We start from the raw sequence: 20,284 nt of genomic DNA, 5'->3' as shown, positions 1-20,284 counted from the left end.
CGAGGGACGTAAGTTGCGCCGCGCAGTCTGTCCGGGGTCATTCGACCCCATCACCAATGGACACCTCGACATCATTGCCCGCGCCTCCAAGCTGTACGACGTCGTACATGTCGCGGTGATGATCAACCAGTCCAAGCAGGGACTGTTCACCGTCGAAGAGCGGATGGACCTGATCCGCCAGGTCACCCGCGACTACGGGAACGTCGAGGTGGAGTCCCACCACGGCCTCCTCGTCGACTTCTGCAAGCAGCGCGACATCCCGGCCATCGTCAAGGGCCTGCGGGCGGTCAGCGACTTCGACTACGAGCTGCAGATGGCCCAGATGAACAACGGCCTCTCGGGCGTCGAGACCCTCTTCGTCCCGACCAACCCCACCTACAGCTTCCTCTCCTCCAGTCTGGTCAAGGAGGTCGCTGCCTGGGGCGGCGACGTCTCCCACCTGCTGCCGCCCGTGGTCCACGAGGCACTGACCCGGCGCCTCGCCGAGAAGTGACGGGCTGACAGGCCGTCACCCGGTGTCGGGCGGGCGCCGACTGCCCGTACAGTCGTTGCGTCCGTCTCCCATCAGCTGTAGAGAGTGGCGAACACACGGTGGACGTCCAAAAGAAGCTCGACGAGATCGTCGAGGCGGTCGGGAACGCCCGGTCCATGCCCATGTCGGCCTCCTGCGTGGTCAACCGCGCCGAGCTGCTCGCCATGCTCGAAGAGGTCAGGCAGGCCCTGCCGGGATCCCTGGCCCAGGCCCAGGAGCTGATCGGCGGCCGTGAGCAGCTGGTCGAGCAGGCCCGCCAGGAGGCCGAGCGGATCATCGAGAGCGCCCACGCCGAGCGCGGCTCGCTGATCTCGGACACGCAGGTCGCCCGCCAGTCCCAGGACGAGGCGGAACGCATCCTCACCGAGGCCCGCCGGGAGGCCGAGGAGATCCGCGCCGAGGCCGACGACTACGTCGACTCCAAGCTCGCCAACTTCGAGGTTGTCCTCACCAAGACCATCGGCTCCGTCGACCGCGGCCGCGAGAAGCTGCTCGGCCGCGGCCCCGGCCTGGACGAGCAGGGCTACATCGACCCTGCCGAGGACGACGCCCCGGAGTACAGCGCGGACCCGCAGACACTCATCCAGCGCGCGGACGAGTACGTCGACGCCAAGCTCGGCGCCTTCGAAGCGGTGCTCTCCAAGACCCGTGACGCGGTCGGCCGCGGCCGCCAGAAGCTGCACGGCCGGACCACCAGCGACGCCCTCGGTGAGCACATGGCCGCCCAGGACGCGGCGGGCCCGCAGCAGCACGCGAGCGACGCGGATTATCTGGCCGGTCTCGCGGAGCTGGCCGAGCCGCAGCCGCAGGTCCAGCCGCAGCCGCAGGTCCAGCCGCAGCACCAGTACCAGCCGCAGGCCGAGCCGCAACCGCAGATCCCGGCCCAGGTCCCGCAGCAGGATCCGTACGCCTACCAGCCGCAGGAGGCGTACGCCGGCTATCAGACCGATCCGTACGCCGCGTACCAGCAGCAGGGCTACGACCAGCAGTACGTCCAGCAGGACCCGTACGCCTACCAGCAGCCGGTGCAGCAGCAGGACCAGCACCAGCAGCAGGTCCAGCAGCAGGGCGCGGCCCTCGACGAGACCAGCCTGTTCGACACCAGCATGATCGACCTCGAGCAGCTGCGCCGTTATGAGCAGGGGCGCTGAGGAAGCCGCCCGGAAGCACCGGATTGGGTCTACAGCGGCCCGTCCAGTATCCTGGCTCTTCGGTCGCGCGTAGTTTCGCGATCTCGGCTGCCCGCTTCGTATCCGAATCGGGACGGCCCCTCCGCACGAACCGAAAGCAGGAAAAGCCCTGAGCACGCGTCTCGACCACCGCAACCCCCTCGTGTTCGACACACACGAGCTGGGGCGGCGTCCTGGTGCGCTCCAGCGGCTGACCCGCTCGGTCCCGGCCCCCAAGGACTTCGGTATCGAAGGGGTCATCGGAGTGCCTCTGGGCTCGCCCGTGGAGCTCGACCTCCGCCTGGAGTCGGTCATGGAAGGTGTGCTTGTCACAGGCACCGCGCGTGCATCGGCCGAGGGGGAGTGCGTAAGGTGTCTGGAGCCGTTGCGCCAGGAGGCTGCGGCGGATTTCCAGGAGATGTTCACGTACCCCGACGCCGACGACCGGGGCCGCAGTCGCACTGCGGAACCCGTCGACGACGCCGAGGACGAGGACAGGCTCTTTCTCGAGGACGGCCTGTTCGACCTCGAGCCCGTGCTGCGTGATGCGGTGGTGCTCGCACTGCCGATGCAGCCGGTGTGCCGGGAGACCTGTGCCGGCCTGTGCCCCCAGTGCGGGGTCAGGCTGGACGAGAACCCGGATCACCATCACGACGCCGTCGACATTCGTTGGGCGGCTTTGCAGGGACTCGCCGAGACCATTCAGGACGGCGAGAAGGACAACATGGGCGGCGCCGATGCGGGCGTCGACGAGAAGCAGGAGAAGTAGCCGTGGCTGTTCCGAAGCGGAAGATGTCGCGCAGCAACACGCGCCACCGCCGGTCGCAGTGGAAGGCTGCGGTCCCCACCCTGGTTTCGTGTGAGCGTTGCCAGGAGCCGAAGCAGCAGCACATCGCGTGCCCGAGCTGCGGCACCTACAACAAGCGCCAGGTCCTCGAGGTCTGAGCGGCTGGTGAGAGGCCCGATGTCTGAGCTGTCCAATGCCAAGAAGCAGGCAGACGCAGTAAACACAGCCAACGCAGCCTCGTCCCACACGCTTCTGGAAGGGCGGCTCGGGTATCACCTAGAGTCCGCCCTTCTGGTGCGTGCGCTGACCCACCGTTCGTACGCGTACGAGAACGGCGGTCTGCCCACCAATGAGCGGCTCGAATTCCTCGGGGATTCGGTGCTCGGTCTGGTGGTCACCGACACGCTGTACCGCACCCACCCCGACCTGCCCGAAGGCCAGCTGGCCAAGTTGCGGGCCGCGGTGGTCAATTCGCGTGCGCTGGCGGAGGTCGGTCGCGGCCTTGAACTCGGCTCCTTCATCCGGCTCGGCCGGGGCGAAGAGGGCACGGGTGGCCGGGACAAGGCGTCCATCCTCGCCGACACCCTGGAAGCGGTGATCGGTGCGGTCTATCTCGACCAGGGCCTCGAGGCGGCGTCGGAGCTGGTGCACCGGCTCTTCGATCCGCTGATCGAGAAGTCCTCGAACCTTGGCGCGGGCCTGGACTGGAAGACCAGCCTCCAGGAGCTCACCGCCGCCGAGGGGCTCGGAGTCCCGGAGTATCTCGTCACCGAGACCGGCCCGGACCACGAGAAGACCTTCACTGCTGCCGCCCGCGTCGGTGGTGTCTCGTACGGCACCGGCACCGGCCGCAGCAAGAAGGAGGCGGAGCAGCAGGCGGCGGAGTCCGCCTGGCGGGAGATCCGTGCCGCCGCGGACGAGCGCCTGGCCGCGGCGAAGGACCAAGCCGAGGCGGCGGCCGACGCGACGCCCGAGGCGTCCGACGCCGCCGACGAGTCCGACGGAGGGGTCGCCGACATCCTTTCGACCCCGCAACCCGCGGACCGGGCCACGGCCTGAGTCGACGTTCCGCTTTCCCGTGAGGCTCCTCGCTCCCCCTGGAGCGCAGGGGCCTCACCGGTTTCGTCGTCCGGCACAGCGGTACGCTGCGGGCATCACCGTGAGAGTTGCCCGAAGGAGCCCCGTGCCCGAGCTGCCCGAGGTCGAAGTCGTACGTCGCGGACTCCAGCGCTGGGTCAGCGGCCGTACGATCGCCGAGGTGCAGGTCCTGCACCCGCGGGCGGTCCGTCGCCATCCGGCCGGCGCCGAGGACTTCGCGGCGCGTCTCAAGGGACATAGCGTCGGCATCGCCCGCCGCCGCGGCAAGTACCTCTGGCTGCCGCTCGCGGACACGGACGCCTCGATCCTCGGTCATCTGGGCATGAGCGGGCAGCTGCTCGTCCAGCCCGAGGACGCCGCCGACGAGAAGCATCTGCGGATCCGGATCCGCTTCGACGACCCCCTCGGCACCGAGCTGCGCTTCGTCGACCAGCGCACCTTCGGCGGTCTTTCGCTGCACGACAACACCCCCGAGGGGCTGCCCGACGTCATCGCGCACATCGCGCGCGATCCGCTCGACCCGGCCTTCGACGACGCGGCCTTCCACACCGCGCTGCGCCTGCGCCGTACAACGGTCAAGCGCGCGCTGCTGGACCAGTCGCTGATCAGCGGGGTCGGGAACATCTACGCGGACGAGGCGCTGTGGCGCGCGAAGCTCCACTACGAGCGCCCCACCGCGACCCTCACACGCCCCCGCTCGACCGAACTGCTCCATCATGTACGGGACGTGATGAACGCGGCCCTGGCCGTCGGCGGTACCAGCTTCGACAGCCTCTATGTGAACGTGAACGGCGAATCAGGCTATTTCGACCGGTCGTTGGACGCTTACGGGCGAGAGGACGAGCCCTGCCGTCGCTGCGGCACACCCGTGCGCCGACGCCCCTGGATGAACCGGTCCAGCTACTTCTGCCCGCGCTGTCAGCGGCCGCCACGGCTGACGCGCACGCTGTCGTAACGCTCGCGAGCTGCCAGCACCTCGGTCATCCGGCCCTCCACCAGGTAGATCAGCCCGAGCAGCCGCTCGGCGACGGCGCGTCCCAGCGGAGTCAGGTCATAGTCCACCCGCAGTGGACTCGTGGGCTGTGCGTCCCTGTGCACCAGGCCGTCGCGCTCCAGGGCGTGCAGTGTCTGGGAGAGCATCTTCTCGCTCACGCCGTCGACGCGCCGCCGCAGTTCGTTGACGTCGAAGGGGTGGCCGTCGCCCATGACGGCCACCTTACTCCGGCGCAGCGCTGACCAGGAGAGAGTGAAATGCAGGGCCTCAGAAGCCGAAGTCCTGGGTCCACCAGGGGCCGCCGTCACCCAGGTGCACACCGACGCCCAGCGTTTTGTAGGCGCAATTGAGTATGTTCGCGCGGTGACCGTCGCTGTTCATCCAGGAGTTCATCACAGCGGCTGCGTCGGCCTGCCCGCGGGCGATGTTCTCGCCGCCGAGCCCCTGCACGCCCGCCTTTGCGGCACGGTCCCAGGGGGTCGCCCCTCCGGGGTCCGTGTGGTCGAAGAAGCCACGCGCGGCCATGTCGTCGCTGAAGTCCCCGGCGAGATCCGCCAGTGCGGCATCGGACCGCACCGGGCTGCACCCCACCTTCGCGCGCTCCTTGTTGACCAGGCTGAGTACCTCGGCCTCGACGGCCTCAGCGCCCGGGGCCACGGGCTTGGCCTGCTCGGACGGACGGTCGGAGGTGCGCGTCTCGGTACGGGGCGGAGGCGCGCTGCTCTCCTTCCGCTTCTCCGGGGCCTTCGTCTGCTTCGAGGGCGTCGCCGACGGCTTGGTAGGCGTGGGGGAGGGGGTCTTCGACGGGGCCTGCGGGCGGGTGGCACTCGGGCTCGCGGAGGCCGAGGCCCCGCTCGTCGGCTCGGGGCTCGCGTTGCCCTGCGTCTGCAGCTTCGCCGAGCCCTCGGTGCGTACCTGCCCGCTCGACTCGCTGCCGCCGCTGACGTTGAATTTGTCGCCGTCCGGCACCAAGCCGGACGCGACGGCAACGGCCCCTACCGCCATGGCTGCGGAAGCACCGAGCAACCCGGTGCGCACGGGCACAGTTGCCCGCTTCTTCCGGCTATGGCGTCCCATCTGCAGTGCCTTCCTCATGCTCGACGATGCTCGACGGTCAAATATCAAAGCAGACTCACCCATACGGGTGAGCTCATTGCGACCGGACTGTACGCCATGACGCATGGGGGCGAAGTGCCCAGAGAGGAAGTGGCCGGTTAGCGTGCACCCATGGATGATGTTGCACGGCTCACCGCCTGGGTACGCGGCCGGGTACAGGGAGTGGGCTTCCGCTGGTTCACCAGGGCAAATGCTCTGGAGATCGGCGGCCTTACGGGATTCGCGGTCAATCTCGACGACGGCAGAGTGCAGGTTGTGGCAGAGGGGTCACGTGAGAATTGCCACCGTTTGCTGGAGTGGCTGCGTTCCGGCGACACACCCGGGCAGGTCGACGGTGTAACTGAGATCTGGGGCACTCCGCGCGGGGACTACGAGGACTTCGCGATCCGCTGAAGATCACAGGAGATTCCGTCGCCGCGGCGGTCCAAAACGCATGCCGCAGGCACCTGCCTTTGGCGGAATGACCTGGTGGTTGCCAAGAAGGGCTTGTCGTGCCAGGCTGCGCCAGTAACAATGATCTCTACGCCCCAAGGGCCCCGCAGATGAGGCTCCGCCGCACGTTTCGCGGCCGGACGCGCCCGGGTTTGCCCGTTGATGCGGGGCGTGATCGTGTTGACCGTCAAACTTTTTGGTGAGACGCTGGAAGTCCCCGCGCACCTTAGCTGTTTGGCAGTAAGAATCGCAGCAATATCAGCAGTAACAAGCACTGTCGAACACCGCGGGTGCGAATCCCTCACGACCCACACCGCTTCGGTCGGTCACTCAGTGTGGAGGACCATCCATCATGGCAAAGGCGCTTCTCGGTTACGTCGGCGGTTCCGACCCGCGACTCCTCGCCGAGATGCGACGGCTTCAGCAGCGCGTCCAGGACCTCGAATCCGAGCTTGTACGGATTCAGTCCGAGAACGACGCGCTCAACGCTGCTGTCGCTCAGCACCCTGGAGAGTCGCTGCTTGACGGCATCGACATCGACGTACCCCAGGCGGAGCCTGCGCTCACCTGAGCACGGCGATCTCTGGAGATACATCGCGCAAGATATGCAAGGGACGCTTCGGCGTCCCTTCTTTCTTTGCCCCCCGCCTCCTACGGTGCTTCTCTTAACGTCTGATGTGCCCTGCACCTTCATGGGTGAAACCGAGAGGGAAAGGTAGAGTCCGGCGGCGTGCACCTCAAGGCCATGACCCTGCGCGGGTTCAAATCCTTCGCCTCCGCCACCACGCTGCGGTTCGAGCCGGGCATCACCTGTGTAGTGGGGCCCAATGGCTCCGGCAAGTCCAATGTGGTGGACGCGCTCTCCTGGGTCATGGGTGAGCAGGGAGCCAAATCGCTGCGCGGCGGGAAGATGGAGGACGTCATCTTCGCCGGGACGACCGGGCGGCCCCCGCTCGGCCGCGCCGAGGTCTCCCTCACCATCGACAACTCCGACGGCGCGCTCCCCATCGACTACGCCGAGGTCACCATCACGCGGATCATGTTCCGCAACGGCGGTAGCGAGTACCAGCTCAACGGCGACACCTGCCGGCTCCTCGACATCCAGGAACTGCTGTCCGACTCCGGCATCGGCCGCGAGATGCACGTCATCGTCGGGCAGGGCCAGCTCGACTCCGTACTGCACGCCGATCCGATGGGCCGCAGGGCCTTCATCGAGGAGGCCGCCGGCGTCCTCAAGCACCGCAAGCGCAAGGAGAAGGCGCTGCGGAAGCTCGACGCGATGCAGGCCAACCTCGCCCGCGTACAGGACTTGACCGACGAGCTGCGCCGGCAGCTCAAGCCGCTGGGGCGGCAGGCCGCCGTGGCGCGGCGGGCCGCCGTCATCCAGGCCGATCTGCGCGATGCCCGGCTGCGGCTGCTGGCCGACGATCTCGTACGGCTGCGGGAGGCGCTGCGCGGCGAGATCGCCGACGAGGCCGCGCTCAAGCAACGCAAGGACGCCGCCGAGGCGGAGCTCAAGGCGGCGCTGAGCCGTGAGGCGGACCTGGAGGACGACGTACGGCGCCTCGCGCCGCGGCTGCAGCAGGCGCAGCAGGGCTGGTACGAGCTGTCCCAGCTGGCCGAGCGGGTGCGCGGCACGATCTCGCTGGCCGACGCGCGGGTGAAAAGCGCTACCGCGGCGCCCGCGGACGAGCGGCGCGGCCGCGACCCCGAGGACATGGAGCGTGAGGCCGCCAGGATCCGCGAGCAGGAGGCCGAGCTCGAGGCCGCGCTGGAGGCGGCCGAGCGCGCGCTGGAGGACACCGTCGCGCACCGCGCCGAGCTGGAGCGGGAACTGGCCGTCGAGGAGCGGCGGCTCAAGGATGTCGCGCGGTCGATCGCCGACCGGCGCGAGGGACTGGCCCGCCTGGGCGGTCAGGTCAACGCCGCCCGTTCGCGGGCCGGATCGGCGCAGGCCGAAATCGACCGGCTGGCCGCCGCACGCGACGGGGCCCAGGAGCGGGCTGTGTCCGCCCAGGAGGAGTACGAGCAGCTCAAGGCTGAGGTCGACGGGCTCGACGCCGACGACTCCGCGCTCGGCGATCAGCACGACGCGGCCAAGCGCGAACTGGCGGAAGCGGAGGCGGCACTGAGCGCGGCCCGCGAGGCCCTCACCACCGCCGAACGCAAACGCGCGGCCGTGGCCGCCCGCCGCGAGGCGCTCGCCCTGGGCCTGCGCCGCAAGGACGGCACAGGTGCGCTGCTGGCCGCGCAGGACCGGCTGAGCGGCCTGCTCGGCCCGGCGTCCGAGCTCCTCACCGTGGCTCCCGGCTATGAGGTGCCGGTCGCGGCGGCGCTGGGCGCGGCCGCGGACGCCGTCGCCGTGTCGGCCCCGGCGACCGCCGCCGAGGCGCTGCGGCTGCTCCGCAAGACGGACGCGGGGCGCGCGGCAATACTGCTGGGCGGCGCCCCCGAATCCGTACCGCCGACGCGGCGCGCGGACGGGCCCGCGTACGCCGCCGATCTGGTGCGCGGGCCCGATGAGCTGATGCCCGCCGTGCGCCGGCTGCTGCGGGGCATGGTCGTCGTCGGGACGCTGGAGGACGCCGAGGATCTGGTCTACTCGCAGCCCGAACTCACCGCCGTGACCGCCGAAGGCGACGTCCTCGGGGCGCACTTCGCGCAGGGCGGTTCCGCCGGAGCGCCGAGCCTGCTGGAGGTGCAGGCATCTGTCGACGAGGCGGCCGCCGAGCTGGAGGAGCTGGCTGTCCAGTGCGAGGAGCTGGCCGCCGCCCAGCAGGAGGCCACCGGGCGTCGCCGTGAATGTGCCGCGCTGGTGGAGGAGTTGGGGGAGCGCCGCCGGGCCGCCGACCGTGAGAAGTCGGCCGTGTCGGGGCAGCTGGGACGGCTCGCCGGGCAGGCCCGCGGCGCTGTGGGCGAGGCCGAGCGGACGACCGCGGCCGTCGCCAGGGCGCAGGAGGCGCTGGAGCGGGCGCGGGAGGAGGCCGAGGAGCTGGCCGAGCGACTGCTCGTCGCCGAGGAGGCTCCCATCGAGGAGGAGCCCGATACGCATGTACGGGACCGGCTCGCCGCCGACGGTGCCAACGCCCGCCAGACCGAGATGGAGGCCCGCCTCCAGGTCCGTACGCACGAGGAGCGCGTCAAGGGGCTCGCGGGGCGCGCGGACGCACTCGACCGGGGAGCGTGCGCCGAGCGCGAGGCACGGGCGCGCGCCGAACAGCGGCGCGCCCGGCTGCGCCACGAGGCGGAGGTCGCTTCCGCTGTGGCGAGCGGTGCCCGCCAGTTGCTGGCGCATGTCGAGGTTTCGCTGGTGCGGGCCGAGGCGGAGCGGGTCGCGGCCGAGGCGGCCAAGGCCGAGCGCGAACAGGAGCTGAGCGCAGCCCGCAACCAGGGGCGCGACCTCAAGAGCGAGCTCGACAAACTCACGGATTCAGTTCACCGCGGCGAGGTACTCGGGGCGGAAAAGCGGCTGCGGATCGAGCAGTTGGAGACCAAGGCTCTGGAGGAGCTCGGCGTGGAACCGGCCGGGCTGATCGCGGAGTACGGGCCTGACCAGCTGGTGCCGCCGTCACCGCCCGCCGAGGGAGAGGACCTGCCCGATGACCCTGCGCACCCGCGCAACCAGCCGAAACCTTTCGTACGGGGTGAGCAGGAGAAGCGGCTCAAGTCCGCCGAACGGGCGTATGAGCAGCTCGGGAAGGTGAATCCGCTTGCTCTTGAGGAGTTCTCCGCGCTGGAGGAGCGCCACAAGTTCCTCTCCGAGCAGCTTGAAGACCTGAAGAAGACCAGGGCCGACCTACTCCAGGTGATCAAGGAAGTCGACGAGCGTGTCGAGCAGGTCTTCACCGACGCCTACCGGGACACGGCCCGCCAGTTCGAGGGTGTCTTCTCGCGGCTCTTCCCGGGCGGCGAGGGCCGGTTGATTCTGACCGATCCCGACAACATGCTCACCACGGGCGTGGACGTCGAGGCGCGGCCCCCGGGCAAGAAGGTCAAGCGGCTCTCGCTGCTGTCGGGCGGCGAGCGGTCGCTGACCGCCGTAGCGCTGCTGGTGTCGATCTTCAAAGCCCGGCCGAGCCCGTTCTATGTGATGGACGAGGTCGAGGCGGCGCTCGACGACACCAACCTCCAGCGGCTGATCCGGATCATGCAGGAGCTCCAGGAGTCCTCGCAGCTGATCGTGATCACGCACCAGAAGCGGACGATGGAGGTCGCGGACGCGCTCTACGGCGTATCCATGCAGGGTGACGGGGTCTCCAAGGTGATCAGCCAGCGACTCCGCTGAGTTGACACCGCACGATCGCGGTCACCCCGTCTTCACTTGATCTTCAAAACTTGAACGCGAGATGACCTGGGATGCCGTTCGGTTGATCCGGAGGGCGGTCTTGACTTCGAAACTTGAACGAATAGTCTCTGCAACGTTGCTTTTACCTTCAAGTGGTGGGCGGCGTGATCTTGTGCGCCACTTGAAGGGCTCGCCCCCCACGTCCGGCGCCGCTGCCGGGCGGCCCCAGGAGTACACGTGACCAGCACACCGCAGTTGCCCGAAGGCCGTAAGGCCAGGCCTGAGCATCTCGGCCACGTCATCTTCATTGCGGCCGCGGCCGCAATGGGCGGTTTCCTCTTCGGCTACGACAGCTCGGTGATCAATGGAGCCGTCGTCGCCATCCGGGGCCGCTTCGACGTCGGCCCCGAGGCCCTCGCCCAGGTCATCGCCGCCGCGCTGATCGGCTGTGCCATCGGCGCCGCCACCGCGGGCCGCATCGCCGACCGTATCGGCCGTATCCGTGTCATGCAGATCGCCGCGACCCTGTTCACGGTCAGCGCGGTCGGCTCGGCCCTCCCGTTCACCCTCTGGGACCTCGCCATGTGGCGTGTCCTGGGCGGTGTCGCCATCGGTATGGCCTCGGTCATCGGCCCCGCCTACATCGCCGAGGTCTCGCCGCCCGCCTACCGCGGCCGGCTCGCCTCGTTCCAGCAGGCCGCCATCGTCATCGGCATCGCCGTCTCGCAGCTGGTCAACTGGGCCATCATCCAGGTAGCCGATGGCGAGCAGCGCGGAAAGATCGGCGGACTGGAAGCCTGGCAGTGGATGCTCGGCGTCATGGTCGTTCCGGCCCTGCTGTACGGGCTGCTTTCCTTCGTCATCCCCGAGTCGCCGCGCTTCCTGATCTCCGTCGGCCGCAAGGGCAAGGCGCGCCAGGTCCTGCTCGACGTCGAGGGCAAGGCAGTGAACCTCGACGTCCGGGTTGCGGAGATCGAGGAGAACATGCGGCACGAGCACAAGCCGTCGTTCAAGGACCTTCTGGGCGGCCGGTTCGGCTTCCTGCCGATCGTCTGGATCGGTATCGGTCTCTCCGTCTTCCAGCAGCTCGTCGGCATCAACGTGATCTTCTACTACAGCTCCTCGCTGTGGCAGTCGGTCGGCATCAACCCGGAGAGCTCGTTCTTCTACTCCTTCGAGACCTCCATCGTGAACATCATCGGCACGGTGATCGCGATGATCTTCGTCGACCGGATCGGCCGCAAGCCGCTCCTGCTCATCGGCTCCGTCGGTATGGCGATCTCGCTGGGTCTCGCCGCCTGGGCCTTCTCGTACAAGACCGAGGTCGGCGGCGAGGTCTCGCTGCCCAGCCTCCAGGGCACGGTCGCCATCTTCGCCGCCAACTTCTTCGTGCTCTTCTTCGCCCTCTCCTGGGGCGTCGTGGTGTGGGTGCTGCTCGGCGAGATGTTCCCGGGCAAGATTCGCGCCGCCGCGCTGGGTGTCGCCGCCTCGGCCCAGTGGATCGCCAACTGGCTGATCACCGTGACCTTCCCGACCCTCTCGGACTGGAATCTGTCGGGCGCGTACGTCATCTACACATTCTTCGCCCTGCTCTCGATCCCCTTCATCCTCAAGTGGGTGCCGGAAACGAAGGGCAAGGCGTTGGAGGAGATGGGCTAATCCCCGCTGCCCTCTCCTCGCTACGGAACTGCCCCGGCTCAGCGCGTGAGCCGGGGCAGTACGTGTGCGCCGGGCAGGCTCAGCTCGTGAGCCGGGGGAGCACGCTCTCGGCGAAGAGCTGAAGGCTGCGCCAGCCCTCGTCCACCGGCATGCCGCCGCACAGCGGATGCAGCACCAGACTGTCCCCGCCGAGCGCCACGCACTCGTCCGGCGTGACGATCCGGTACACGCCCTTGTCGCGCAGCTCCTCGACCGTGGTCGCCTTGGAGCGCACCGCGGAGCGGATGTCCTTCGACTGCCAGGAGGCGTACATCTGCTCCTCGGTCTGGATCGTGTCGACGCCGGGGTCGTCGGCGTACGCGGCCATCTCCAGGGCGGCGCGGTAGCGAGCCGCGAGAGTCTCGGGCGTCGCGTCGGGATCGACGAGATTGAAGCGGGCCTCTGTGAAAGTCATGGGAACGACGTCCCCCTCCGCCGGGTGTGCTGTGTCTTCCCGGGGGGACAACCCCCGGACCCCCCGGCCGAAGAACAGGTCGGCGGGCTGAACGGACAGCGAAGAGGGACGGTAGCTGACGAAGAGTCAGATTTACAGAGTCGCGGACTCGGGTTCTGCGACGGGGGCGGTCGGGATCTGCTCGGGCGCCGCGGACCGGGTGCGCGGCAGTCCCGCGTACAGCACCGCCGAGACGACGATCGTGGCCGCCCAGCCCAGGCCGTTCCTCCCGATCCAGGTCGAGGCGAGCGGACCGGCGAACCAGTTGACCTTGGTGAAGAGCAGACCGACCAGCAGCGCGAGTGCCCACGCCGTCATCGCCCGCCGGGCGAAGCCGCCCCGGTACCAGTAGGCGCTCGTGCGCGTGGTGTCCATCAGGGCCTCGCCGTCGTACGTACACCGGCGCAGCATGTCCACGCCGAAGACGCCGATCCACGCCGAGAACGCCACCGCGAGCAGCGTCAGGAAGGAGATGAACGAGCCGATGAAGCTGGTCGCCACCGCCATCAGCAGGAAGCCGAAGACCAGGCTGATGACGGCGTTCACGCTGACCGCCCAGGCGCGCGGGACCTTGATGCCCAGGGTCTGCGCGGTGAAGCCCGCCGAGTACATCGACAACGAGTTGATCAGCACCATGCCCACCAGCGCGATCAGCAGATACGGAACCGCGATCCACATCGGCAGGATCTGGCCGATGAACGCGACCGGGTCGGTGGCGCTCGCCAGATCCGGCGTCGAGACCGCCATCACTGCGCCCATCAGCACCATCGGCAGTACGACGATCCCGGCGCCGCCGACTGTCGAGCCGACCATCGCCCCGCCGGAGGCGGCGCGCGGGAGGTAGCGGGTGAAGTCCGGGCCGGAGGGGACCCAGCTGATGCCGCCCGCCGCGATGGTGCCGATACCCGCGACCATCATTGCCGTCGACCCGGCCGGCCTGGCGAAGACTGCGGCCCAGTCGGTGTTCGCGACCAGATGGACCAGCACCAGCACGCTGAACGCGCCGAAGAGATAGGTCGACCACTTGCTGCACATCCGCAGGGCGTTGATGCCGAGTCCGGAGACCAGGAACGTACAGGCGACGAAGAGCAGCAGCGTGACCACGATCAGCGCGGTGTTGCTCTTGACGCCGAAGAGCAGATCCAGCACGGTCAGCACGGCATACGCGCCGGTGACCGCGTTGATCGTCTCCCAGCCCCACCGCGCGACCCAGATGAGCGAGCCGGGGAAGAGATTTCCGCGCTGGCCGAAGACCGCGCGGGACAGGGCCATGCCGGGGGAGCCGCCGCGCTTGCCGGCGATGGAGATCAGACCCACGATCCCGTACGAGACGAGGGGCGCAGCGACTCCGACGACCAGCACCTGCCAGAAGTTCAGGCCGTTGAAGACGATCAGGCCCGCGCCCATCGTGAGCAGCAGCACACTGATGTTGGCTGCGACCCAGGTGGGGAAGAGTTCGCGTACGTGGCCGGTGCGCTCGCCGTCGGGGACGGGTTCGAGGCCACGGGTCTCTATCGCGCCTTCGGAGGCGTGGGGCATGGAAGAGCTCCGTACAGAGGTGGGGAGACGCCGGGGCAGAGGGGCCGGCCGGCGGAGGGCCAGAACAATCAGCATCGCCCATACCTCATAAAAGGTCCAAATGGGGTCCCAGGTCCTTGTGGGATCCTTCGGAGCTGCTGCGAGTGAGCGGTCGTGGCCGATACTGGGTGCGTTATGGAAATCCTCATCCTTGCTGTAGTCATCGCCCTGGTCGCGGTCGGCGCGATCAGCGGGCTCGTGGTCAGCAGCCGCAAGAAGAAGCAGCTGCCGCCCTCGGCGCCGTCGAGCACGCCGACCATCACTGCCCCGCCCGCCGAGCCTCAGGTTGGTGAGGACGCGGCGCCGACGGTCGAAGAGCCACGCCGCACGATCGAGGAGGTCGACCTCCCGGCCGCCGCCGAGGCCGTCGAGACCCCGGCCGCCGTCGAGGATCCGGTCGTCGCGGCGCCGCCGGTCCCCGAGATCGAGACCCCCGAGCCGACCGCCGGCCGTCTGGTCCGGCTCCGCGCCCGCCTCGCCCGGTCCCAGAACTCGCTCGGCAAGGGGCTGCTCACGCTCCTGTCCCGAGACAACCTCGACGAGGAAACCTGGGAGGAGATCGAGGACACCCTGCTCACCGCGGACGTGGGCGTCGCGCCGACCCAGGAGCTGGTCGAGCGGCTGCGCGAGCGCGTGAGGGTGCTCGGCACGCGTACGCCGGACGAACTGCGCGGCCTGCTGCGCGAGGAGCTGCTGCATCTGCTCGGCACCGACTTCGACCGCGCGGTGAAGACCGAGAGCGGTCTGGACACCCCTGGCGTCATCATGGTCGTCGGCGTCAATGGCACCGGAAAGACCACGACGACCGGCAAGCTGGCGCGAGTGCTCGTCGCGGACGGCCGCTCCGTGGTGCTCGGCGCGGCGGACACGTTCCGCGCGGCGGCCGCGGACCAGCTCCAGACCTGGGGCGAGCGGGTCGGCGCGCGCACGGTGCGCGGCCCGGAGGGCGGCGACCCGGCGTCGATCGCGTTCGACGCGGTCAAGGAGGGCATCGCCGAGGGCGCCGACGTCGTACTGATCGACACGGCGGGCCGGCTGCACACCAAGACGGGCCTGATGGACGAGCTCGGCAAGGTCAAGCGCGTCGTCGAGAAGCACGGACCGCTGGACGAGATCCTGCTGGTTCTGGACGCCACGACGGGTCAGAACGGTCTGGTGCAGGCGCGGGTGTTCGCGGAAGTCGTGGACATCACCGGCATTGTGCTGACGAAGCTGGACGGCACGGCCAAGGGTGGCATCGTGATCGCGGTCCAGCGCGAACTGGGCGTGCCGGTGAAGCTGGTGGGCCTGGGCGAGGGACCGGACGACCTGGCGCCGTTCGAGCCGGAGGCGTTCGTCGACGCGCTGATCGGCGACTAGGAGTTTCCCCTTGCCTCTACCCGTAACGGGGCCCCCTGACCCCTCGATCGCCGGACGGGCTGGTTTTCCAGCCCGTCCGGCGTTTGAGGACATTCCCCTTACGGGCGCAGGCGGTGGCAGACGTACGCCAGCGTGCCCAGCAGCAGACGCGCCTGCGGCGGTGCCGACGCCGTGTCCAGGGACGGGGGCCGCAGCCAGCCGGCCGGGCCCAGGCCCGCGTGGTCGGAGGGCGGGGCCGTGATGTGGGCGCCCGGGCCCAGGCAGTGCAGGTCCAGGTCCGCGTCGTCCCAGCCCATCCGGTAGAGCAGGTCCGGGAGTTCGTCGGCGGCGCCGGGGGCGACGAAGAACTGGCAGCGGCCGTCCGGCGTGGCCGTCACCGGGCCGATCGGGAGCCCCATCCGCTCCAGGCGCACCAGCGCGCGGCGGCCGGCCGGGGCGGCGATGTCGAGGATGTCGAAGGTGCGGCCGACCGGCAGCAACAGCGACGCGCCCGGCACCCCCGACAACGCCTTGGTGACCTCGTCCAGCGTCGCGCCCGCGGGCACCTCGGGAGCGAAGTCGAGTGGATGGGCCCCCGGGGACGCGCAGTCCGCCGCCCCGCAGGAACATTCACCGGCCGCCGCTCGCGCCCCCGGCGCCACGTCCCAGCCCCACAGCCCTGTGTACTCGGCCACCACTGTGCATTCAGTGGTGCGGCCACGGCGCCGTGAGCCGGACCGCATCTCCCGGATGCCGCCGATCGTGAAGCCCATGCCCCCTCCAACGGGTCTGAATCGCCGGTGGTTACGGCCCGAAGTCTCCTCGTGACACTGCGTCGCAACCGTAAAGGTCCGGTGGCGCACAGTGGCGCGAGGGGTGGTGCGGACCAGGCCGCGCGCCTGGGCGTCCACCGCTCCGCCGCATCCTGATCGTCATATGTCAAGTGAATCGCGCCCGACGGCAAGGGGGTTCATTCGAAGGGGTGGCGAATGGTGGCGTTTCTGCAATTGCACTCGCGAGAGGAGTGATCGTGGGATTACTTTCAGTACACGGAACCTGGAGCATTGCGCACCCGCGGGTATGCCGGGGGCAACTCGGATCCCTGTTCGGTAGGGCGCAACCTCCGCACGGATGGTCTCAACTCACGGGATTCTGGTAAGGGTTCGGGGCGACAAAGGGCTTCAGCGGATGGGGGCGTTCCAGTGGGCGGCAGCGGCGCAAGCGGTACGGATACCGGCAAGCGCCCGAATGAGCAGCTGAGCTCGTGGTTCGTGCGCAGCGGTTGGTCGAAGGGCGAACTCGCGCGCCAAGTGAACCGCCGGGCGCGCCAGATGGGCGCACACCACATCAGCACCGACACCTCGCGCGTACGCCGCTGGGTCGACGGCGAGCAGCCGCGCGAGCCGATTCCGCGCATTCTCTCCGAGCTGTTCTCCGAGCGCTTCGGCACCGTCGTCGCCATCGAGGACCTCGGACTGCGCTCGGTGCATCAGTCACCCGCGGTGTCCGGGGTGGATCTCCCCTGGGCGGGCAGCCAGACCGTCGCGCTGCTCAGCGAGTTCTCGCGCAGCGACCTGATGCTGGCGCGGCGCGGTTTCCTCGGGACCTCGCTCGCCCTGGCCGCGGGACCCGCACTCGTCGAGCCGATGCAGCGCTGGCTGGTGCCCTCCCCGGCCGGTGAGCCGGGGCAGCAGGTGCCCCTCGCCGCGTTGCGCAGGGCATCGCGGCTCTCCAAGCCCGAGCTGGACCTGCTGGAGTCCACCACCGCGATGTTCCGCCAGTGGGACGCGCAGTGCGGCGGCGGGCTGCGACGCAAGGCCGTAGTGGGCCAACTGCACGAAGTCACCGATCTGCTGCAGGAGCCGCAGCCCCAGGCCACCGCACATCGGCTGTTCAAGTGCGCCGCCGAGCTCGCTGAGCTGGCCGGCTGGATGAGTTACGACGTCGGCCTGCAGCCCACCGCGCAGAAGTACTTCGTGCTCGCGCTGCACGCCGCCAAGGAGGCGGGCGACAAGCCCCTCGGCTCGTACATCCTGTCCTCCATGAGCCGCCAGATGATCCACCTCGGGCGGCCCGACGACGCCCTGGAGCTCGTCCATCTCGCGCAGTACGGCAGCCGCGACTGCGCGACCCCCCGCACTCAGGCGATGCTGTATGCGATGGAGGCCCGCGCTTACGCCAACATGGGCCAGCCCAGCAAGTGCAAGCGAGCCGTCCGGATGGCCGAGGAAACCTTCGTCGACGCCGGTCTCGACGGCGAGCCCGAGCCCGACTGGATCCGCTTCTTCTCCGAGGCCGAGCTCAATGGAGAGAACGCCCACTCGTACCGCGACCTGGCCTATGTGGCGGGCCGCAGCCCCACCTACGCGTCGCTCGCCGAGCCGGTCATGCGGCGTGCCGTCGAGCTCTTCGGCCAGGACGAAGAGCACCACCGGTCGTACGCACTCAATCTGGTCGGCATGGCCACAGTCCATCTCCTCAAGAGGGAGCCCGAGCAGTCCACGGAGCTGGCCGGCCAGGCGCTCAAGATCGCCAAGCGGGTGCGCTCCGAGCGGGTCAACACGCGGCTGCGCAAGACCGTCGACACGGCGGCCCGGGACTTCGGCGACGTGGCCGAAGTCGCCCATTTCACCGACCAGCTGACGTCCCAGCTGCCCGAGACCGCGGAAGCGGTCTGAGCGGGCGGCGTCACCAGGCCCCGGCCGCGACGCTCACCCCGGACAACCCGACTCGGCTCCCCCGTGCCAGGTCAGCAGGGTAGGCGTCGCGGTCGGCTGGTGATGTCCGCAGAGGGTACTCCCGACCCTCCCACCCGACCTACCTGTTCATAGGCGCGTAACACACCGGACCTCTTCGTCACTGTGGCGAAACATCGTGCGGCATCGGCGGAAACGGCATTGCGCCAACCTCAGGGCGCATAACCGGCCCACATTTCCGCACAGGCTTCGCCCGCACGCGGCCGCACCGACGACGAGGAGACGCCGATGCCTCAAGGCATCTCGACGCTTGCCGCAGACGCCCCCACACTGTCTGCCGCCAACACTGGCTTCATGCTCATCTGTTCCGCCCTGGTGATGATCATGACGCCGGGCCTTGCCTTCTTCTACGGGGGCATGGTCCGGGTCAAGAGCACCCTCAACATGTTGATGATGAGCTTCATCAGCCTCGGGATCGTCACCATCCTGTGGGTGCTGTACGGGTTCAGCCTCGCCTTCGGCACCGACAAGGGCTCCATCATCGGCTGGAGCGCCGACTACGTCGGGCTGAGCGGCCTCGGCCTCACCCAACTGTGGGACGGCTACACCATCCCGGTGTACGTCTTCGCTGTCTTCCAGCTGATGTTCGCGATCATCACGCCCGCGCTGATCAGCGGTGCGCTCGCCGACCGCGTGAAGTTCACCGCGTGGGCGCTGTTCGTCGCGCTCTGGGTCACCGTCGTCTACTTCCCGGTCGCCCACTGGGTGTGGGGCGCGGGCGGCTGGCTCTTCGAGATGGGCGTCATCGACTTCGCGGGCGGCACAGCCGTCCACATCAACGCCGGTGCCGCGGCCCTTGGCGTGATCCTCGTCATCGGCAAGCGTGTCGGCTTCAAGAAGGACCCGATGCGGCCGCACAGCCTGCCGCTGGTGATGCTCGGCGCCGGTCTGCTGTGGTTCGGCTGGTTCGGCTTCAACGCCGGCTCGTGGCTGGGCAACGACGACGGTGTCGGCGCGGTGATGTTCGTCAACACCCAGGTCGCCACCGCGGCCGCCATGCTCGCCTGGCTGGCGTACGAGAAGATCCGCCACGGTGCCTTCACCACCCTCGGCGCCGCGTCCGGCGCGGTCGCGGGTCTGGTCGCCATCACCCCGTCCGGCGGTGCGGTCAGCCCGCTCGGCGCGATCGCCGTCGGCGCCATCGCCGGTGTGCTCTGCGCCATGGCCGTCGGCCTGAAGTTCAAGTTCGGTTACGACGACTCCCTCGACGTCGTCGGCGTTCACCTCGTCGGCGGTGTCGCCGGCTCGCTGCTCGTCGGCTTCTTCGCCACCGGCGGCGTCCAGTCCGACGCCAAGGGCCTCTTCTACGGCGGCGGCCTCGACCAGCTCGGCAAGCAGGCCGTCGGTGTCGGCGCTGTACTGGCCTATTCTCTGGTGGCATCGGCGCTGCTCGCCTTCGTCCTCGACAAGACGATCGGCATGCGGGTCGACGAGGACGTCGAGGTCTCCGGCATCGACCAGGATGAGCATGCCGAGACGGCGTACGACTTCAGCGGTGCCGGCGGCGGCGCCGGCTCCCGCAAGGCCGCGCCCGCCCCGGGCGACTCCGTTGCAGCTGCGGCCAAGACCAAGAAGGTGGACGCATGAAGCTCATCACCGCAGTCGTGAAGCCACACCGGCTCGACGAGATCAAGGAGGCCCTGCAGGCCTTCGGAGTCCAGGGGCTCACGGTCACGGAGGCCAGTGGATACGGCCGCCAGCGAGGTCACACCGAGGTCTACCGCGGTGCGGAGTACACCGTCGACCTGGTGCCGAAGATCCGCATAGAGGTACTGGTCGAGGACGACGAGGCGGAACAGCTCATCGATGTGGTCGTCAAGGCGGCCCGTACGGGCAAGATTGGTGACGGCAAGGTGTGGAGCGTGCCGGTCGAGGCAGCGGTACGGGTGCGGACCGGCGAACGCGGCCCGGACGCGCTGTAAACGCTCAACAGAACAGGAGCTGCTGGGTGACGAGCCTGGATGTGCCGTCGGGCCGCCCGCGAGGCGGCCTCTTCGCGTCATGTCCGGTGCCGCCGCATGGGGCCATGGAGCTCGGGCCGCTCGGC

At 69.0% G+C, this 20,284-nt stretch carries 18 protein-coding genes and 1 pseudogene; 14 read left to right on the top strand and 5 right to left on the bottom strand.

Annotated elements, in window-relative coordinates; genetic code table 11:
- Window positions 1-13 precede the first annotated feature (13 nt).
- The 6 genes from coaD to mutM all read left to right on the top strand — a co-directional run bounded on the left by coaD (window position 14) and on the right by mutM (window position 4,541).
- Window positions 14-493: a pantetheine-phosphate adenylyltransferase gene (gene coaD / locus ACWDO5_RS21075; protein ID WP_215097199.1), complete on the top strand. Its 480-nt coding sequence runs from the start codon at window positions 14-16 to the stop codon at window positions 491-493.
- A gap of 98 nt (window positions 494-591) precedes the next feature.
- Window positions 592-1,683: an ATP synthase F0 subunit B gene (locus ACWDO5_RS21070; protein ID WP_450531861.1), complete on the top strand. Its 1,092-nt coding sequence runs from the start codon at window positions 592-594 to the stop codon at window positions 1,681-1,683.
- Between the two features lie 148 nt (window positions 1,684-1,831).
- Window positions 1,832-2,470 carry a YceD family protein gene (locus ACWDO5_RS21065; protein ID WP_450531877.1) on the top strand — a complete coding sequence of 213 codons (639 nt, stop codon included), beginning with the start codon at window positions 1,832-1,834 and terminating at the stop codon, window positions 2,468-2,470.
- A gap of 2 nt (window positions 2,471-2,472) precedes the next feature.
- Window positions 2,473-2,646, top strand: a complete 174-nt coding sequence (gene rpmF, locus ACWDO5_RS21060) for a 50S ribosomal protein L32 (protein WP_026165248.1) — start codon at window positions 2,473-2,475, stop codon at window positions 2,644-2,646.
- Window positions 2,647-2,665: 19 nt separating this feature from the next.
- A complete protein-coding gene (gene rnc, locus ACWDO5_RS21055; RefSeq protein WP_450531860.1) occupies window positions 2,666-3,547 on the top strand; it encodes a ribonuclease III in 882 nt (293 codons plus the stop codon).
- A gap of 124 nt (window positions 3,548-3,671) precedes the next feature.
- Complete coding sequence (mutM, locus tag ACWDO5_RS21050; protein ID WP_450531859.1) at window positions 3,672-4,541, top strand: bifunctional DNA-formamidopyrimidine glycosylase/DNA-(apurinic or apyrimidinic site) lyase; 870 nt, start codon at window positions 3,672-3,674, stop codon at window positions 4,539-4,541.
- On the opposite strand, the gene ACWDO5_RS21045 is transcribed toward mutM, so the two are convergent.
- Entirely contained in the window at window positions 4,505-4,900 is a 396-nt protein-coding gene (locus ACWDO5_RS21045; protein ID WP_450531858.1) for a winged helix-turn-helix transcriptional regulator, read from the bottom strand. The genes mutM and ACWDO5_RS21045 overlap by 37 nt on opposite strands.
- The gene (locus ACWDO5_RS21040) at window positions 4,848-5,657 is read right to left on the bottom strand and encodes a CAP domain-containing protein (RefSeq protein WP_450531857.1); all 810 of its coding nucleotides are present in this window, start codon (window positions 5,655-5,657) and stop codon (window positions 4,848-4,850) included. Before ACWDO5_RS21040 ends, ACWDO5_RS21045 begins: the two co-directional genes overlap by 53 nt.
- Before the next feature lie 150 nt (window positions 5,658-5,807).
- Between ACWDO5_RS21040 and ACWDO5_RS21035 the strand changes: the two genes are divergently transcribed.
- From ACWDO5_RS21035 to ACWDO5_RS21020, 4 genes are all read left to right on the top strand, one after another.
- Window positions 5,808-6,089, top strand: a complete 282-nt coding sequence (locus ACWDO5_RS21035) for an acylphosphatase (protein WP_450531856.1) — start codon at window positions 5,808-5,810, stop codon at window positions 6,087-6,089.
- Window positions 6,090-6,480: 391 nt separating this feature from the next.
- Complete coding sequence (locus ACWDO5_RS21030; RefSeq protein WP_215097132.1) at window positions 6,481-6,699, top strand: hypothetical protein; 219 nt, start codon at window positions 6,481-6,483, stop codon at window positions 6,697-6,699.
- A 159-nt stretch (window positions 6,700-6,858) separates the two neighbouring features.
- Complete coding sequence (smc, locus tag ACWDO5_RS21025; RefSeq protein ID WP_450531855.1) at window positions 6,859-10,413, top strand: chromosome segregation protein SMC; 3,555 nt, start codon at window positions 6,859-6,861, stop codon at window positions 10,411-10,413.
- Between the two features lie 237 nt (window positions 10,414-10,650).
- On the top strand, window positions 10,651-12,072 hold the full coding sequence (locus ACWDO5_RS21020; protein WP_450531854.1) for a sugar porter family MFS transporter: 1,422 nt from the start codon (window positions 10,651-10,653) through the stop codon (window positions 12,070-12,072).
- Window positions 12,073-12,151: 79 nt separating this feature from the next.
- On the opposite strand, the pseudogene ACWDO5_RS21015 reads toward ACWDO5_RS21020, so the two are convergent.
- Window positions 12,152-12,394: pseudogene (locus tag ACWDO5_RS21015) on the bottom strand (LLM class flavin-dependent oxidoreductase); the annotation flags it as partial.
- Window positions 12,395-12,658: 264 nt separating this feature from the next.
- Window positions 12,659-14,104: a cytosine permease gene (locus ACWDO5_RS21010; RefSeq protein WP_450531853.1), complete on the bottom strand. Its 1,446-nt coding sequence runs from the start codon at window positions 14,102-14,104 to the stop codon at window positions 12,659-12,661.
- 174 nt (window positions 14,105-14,278) lie between these two features.
- Here ACWDO5_RS21010 and ftsY point away from each other — a divergent pair, with 174 nt between their 5' ends.
- Window positions 14,279-15,502: a signal recognition particle-docking protein FtsY gene (gene ftsY, locus ACWDO5_RS21005; protein WP_450531852.1), complete on the top strand. Its 1,224-nt coding sequence runs from the start codon at window positions 14,279-14,281 to the stop codon at window positions 15,500-15,502.
- Between the two features lie 98 nt (window positions 15,503-15,600).
- Here the strand turns inward: ftsY and ACWDO5_RS21000 are convergent, their stop codons facing one another.
- Window positions 15,601-16,254: a bifunctional DNA primase/polymerase gene (locus tag ACWDO5_RS21000; RefSeq protein ID WP_450531851.1), complete on the bottom strand. Its 654-nt coding sequence runs from the start codon at window positions 16,252-16,254 to the stop codon at window positions 15,601-15,603.
- Window positions 16,255-16,683: 429 nt separating this feature from the next.
- Between ACWDO5_RS21000 and nsdA the strand changes: the two genes are divergently transcribed.
- The 3 genes from nsdA (at window position 16,684) to ACWDO5_RS20985 (ending at window position 20,159) form a co-directional block, all read left to right on the top strand.
- A complete protein-coding gene (gene nsdA / locus ACWDO5_RS20995; protein ID WP_450531850.1) occupies window positions 16,684-18,159 on the top strand; it encodes a transcriptional repressor NsdA in 1,476 nt (491 codons plus the stop codon).
- A 306-nt stretch (window positions 18,160-18,465) separates the two neighbouring features.
- Window positions 18,466-19,824 (top strand): ammonium transporter, encoded by a 1,359-nt coding sequence (locus ACWDO5_RS20990; protein ID WP_450531849.1) that lies wholly within the window; start codon window positions 18,466-18,468, stop codon window positions 19,822-19,824.
- Window positions 19,821-20,159, top strand: a complete 339-nt coding sequence (locus ACWDO5_RS20985; protein ID WP_450531847.1) for a P-II family nitrogen regulator — start codon at window positions 19,821-19,823, stop codon at window positions 20,157-20,159. Before ACWDO5_RS20990 ends, ACWDO5_RS20985 begins: the two co-directional genes overlap by 4 nt.
- Window positions 20,160-20,284: the final 125 nt, after the last annotated feature.

This window comes from Streptomyces sp. NPDC000880 (assembly GCF_053599675.1).
The sequence above is the reverse complement of the archived record's forward strand: the minus strand, read 5'-3'. Positions and strand labels throughout refer to the sequence as shown.